Origin of the sequence: Bacillus sp. FF-1 (assembly GCF_028548245.1) — a bacterium.
GTDB lineage: Bacteria > Bacillota > Bacilli > Bacillales > Bacillaceae_G > Bacillus_A > Bacillus_A paranthracis.
Map to the genome: position 1 here is coordinate 201,623 of NZ_JAQQGG010000009.1, position 2,850 is coordinate 204,472.

The 2,850-nt window shown below is 35.1% G+C and carries 3 protein-coding genes and 1 rRNA gene; 2 read left to right on the top strand and 2 right to left on the bottom strand.

Annotated elements, in window-relative coordinates; translation table 11 throughout:
* Nucleotides 1-166 precede the first annotated feature (166 nt).
* Nucleotides 167-580, top strand: a complete 414-nt coding sequence (locus tag PQF83_RS24405; protein WP_000612285.1) for a YugN-like family protein — start codon at nucleotides 167-169, stop codon at nucleotides 578-580.
* On the opposite strand, the gene PQF83_RS24410 is transcribed toward PQF83_RS24405, so the two are convergent.
* Nucleotides 567-1,562: a potassium channel family protein gene (locus PQF83_RS24410; protein ID WP_000842331.1), complete on the bottom strand. Its 996-nt coding sequence runs from the start codon at nucleotides 1,560-1,562 to the stop codon at nucleotides 567-569. The genes PQF83_RS24405 and PQF83_RS24410 overlap by 14 nt on opposite strands.
* 94 nt (nucleotides 1,563-1,656) lie before the next feature.
* Nucleotides 1,657-2,337 (bottom strand): MgtC/SapB family protein, encoded by a 681-nt coding sequence (locus PQF83_RS24415; RefSeq protein ID WP_000386678.1) that lies wholly within the window; start codon nucleotides 2,335-2,337, stop codon nucleotides 1,657-1,659.
* A 403-nt stretch (nucleotides 2,338-2,740) separates the two neighbouring features.
* Here PQF83_RS24415 and PQF83_RS24420 point away from each other — a divergent pair.
* Nucleotides 2,741-2,850: ribosomal RNA gene (locus PQF83_RS24420) — 16S ribosomal RNA — on the top strand; the annotation flags it as partial.

A 2,850-nucleotide genomic window follows, 5' to 3' on the forward strand; every position in this document is an offset into this window, starting at 1 on the left:
TTTTTTTTAATATATTTTTTATTATTAATAATTTTTTTTTTATATTTCTTTAAAAAAAAAAACCCCGCGGCCGGATCCGGCCGCTTTTTATTATTTCATCGAAAAGTCCATCAGTATATTCAAACTAGAGTGGGTATGCTAAAGAAAAAGTCTAGGAGGGATGGACTTGATTCCGATTCATTCAAATTTAGAAGGACGTACATATGCGTTATATAAGTTAGAAGAAATAATGAAGCCACTCGGATATAGCATTGGTGGCAATTGGGATTATGATAAAGGATGCTTTGATTATAAAATTGATGAAGAAGATGGCTATCAATTTCTGCGAGTGCCATTTACAGCTATTGATGGAGAACTAGATGTACCAGGCGTAATAGTTCGTCTTGGAACGCCGTATATTCTTTCGCACGTATATCAAGACGAACTAGATGATCATGTAAATACTTTAACAGCTGGAACGAGTGGAATGGATCAATTTGCTGAGCCGAAAGATCCAGATGGAGATGTAAAAAGAAAATATATCAATATTGGGAAAGTGCTCATGCAAGAATTAGAGCGTCATTTTACTAATGGTGAATAACAATGAGTATGTCGCTTTCAATGAGAACAAAGGAATGAACTGGATTAATCATATATTGTTCGTCGCGCTTTATACCTAGTAAGAGAATGTTTTGCTTTAAAAGAGTATAGCTACAATTCGCAAAAGTTTGTCCGGTGCAGGACATAGGAAGCTCCATCAGTTGTAATTTATTATCAGAGATTTCGTCGTAAAGTGAAAATAGTACACCTGAAATGGAAGGGAATAAAAGAGAAGCGGTAAATACATAGCTCGTTAATTTATTTCCTTCTATAATTTCTGACACGCCAGCTCTCGTTGCATTTTGTATTTGTTCAGAAGTAAGAAGTTCAGCGATGCAGTGAATGTTTGGGTTGAGCCCTTTTGCAGTTAAAATATTTAAAATGGACTGTGTATCCGCTAAGCTTTCATTTTTTTCTTTATCGGCTGTTATTAATATGGTGTGTGCCGTTGTAATATTAGCTTTTAATAACGTTTGGTCGTGATGGGGGCACCCCTTTATAAATTCTAAATGATGAAATGGTTTTGGCAGTAAAGAAAGTGTTTCATCAATTAAAACGATATCAAGGTTTGGTTGTAGTACGTGCATTTGTTTTACAACATGTTTTGCTCGTTCATTCCAGCCGACAATAATCATATGACCGTTAGAAGTCGCAGCTTCTTCTCCTTTAACTTTCATATATTGTTTATTGATCATTTCAGTAGCAAACAGCACCATATAATAAGAACAAAATCCAGTTCCTAATAAAATAATACTCATACCGATAAGTTTCCCGATTAGTGTATGAGGGGCAAAGTCACCATAGCCAACAGTGAAAATTGTAACAATTGACCACCAAATTCCATCAAACCATGTGGTAAAGTGTGATGGTTCTAATCTATGTATAAGAAAGCCGGAAAAAGCAGTAAGTATAACAATAAAGCAAATTAAACGAAAAATAATGGAATCACGAAATGTATCTACTAAATTCGGACGGGATTTCAATTGCCTATTCCTCCTTACTTTGCAGGACTACATTCATTGTTGCCATTATAGAAAAAAGAAAAACTCTCTAATTTAAAAGAGAGTTTGTTTTACGTTACATACTTTCCACTTCAGTTTGTTGAACACTTTCAAGATGCTGGAGAGCATAGTAAACATCAGCAGTATGTCTTTTTTGATCGATACATAATTTAAGATGCAAATAGTGCGAGCCATTCTCCAATGTTTTAAGCTTCATATTCTTCACTTTTATATCCATTTCTTTTATTTCCTCAATTACAACCGGGATATTGTCCATCTTTCGCACAACAAGTTTTACTGCGATATCACGTTGACGAAATGATCTAGGTCCTACAAATTTCATTGTTAATGGTATAAGTTCAACGCTAATCATAAGGAAACACATTCCAAAAATCGCTTCGATATAGAACCCAGCTCCAACAGCAATACCAATACCAGATGCGCCCCAAATCATAGCAGCAGTTGTTAATCCGGCAATACTATCGTTTCCTCTACGTAAAATAACACCGGCACCTAAAAAACCAATCCCTGATACAATTTGAGCGGCAAGTCGAAGTGGGTCCATATTCATATGATCAGTATGTGGTAAATTGTAAGCTGCTTTAATAGAAACAATGGTCAGGAGGCAACTAATGATAGAAATAACTAAACACGTTTTTAAACCAAGTGGTTTACGTTTTAATTCGCGCTCTAAACCGATGGCGAACCCTAAAATAGCCGAGAGACCTAGTTTGATTAATAAATCGGTATAGTCCATATATATTCCTCCTTGTATGGTATCGTATATAAATAAAACGTTTATTATAGAAAGAAACGTTTTTGGATAGAGTGACTTTATATAGAATATATGTAGGAATCTCTTAGAAATGAAAGAGATATTTCGTTTAAGTATATGATATTAAAAAAGAAATGTAGTTAATTTGAAAAAAGTTTATAAAAGGTGTTGCATTTCATTTTTCTGCATGATATATTAATAACCGTCGCTGATGCGGAAACGCAGAAAACGACAAAAAAGAAATTGAAAAACTTAGTTGACATCGAAAAACGAAGATGTTAACATAAGGGAGTCGCAAATGAGCGACCAAGTAGTTCTTTGAAAACTGAACGAAACAAACAACGTGAAACGTCAATTTTTATTTTAGATGCTAGACAAACTAACTTTATTGGAGAGTTTGATCCTGGCTCAGGATGAACGCTGGCGGCGTGCCTAATACATGCAAGTCGAGCGAATGGATTAAGAGCTTGCTCTTATGAAGTTAGCGGCGGACGG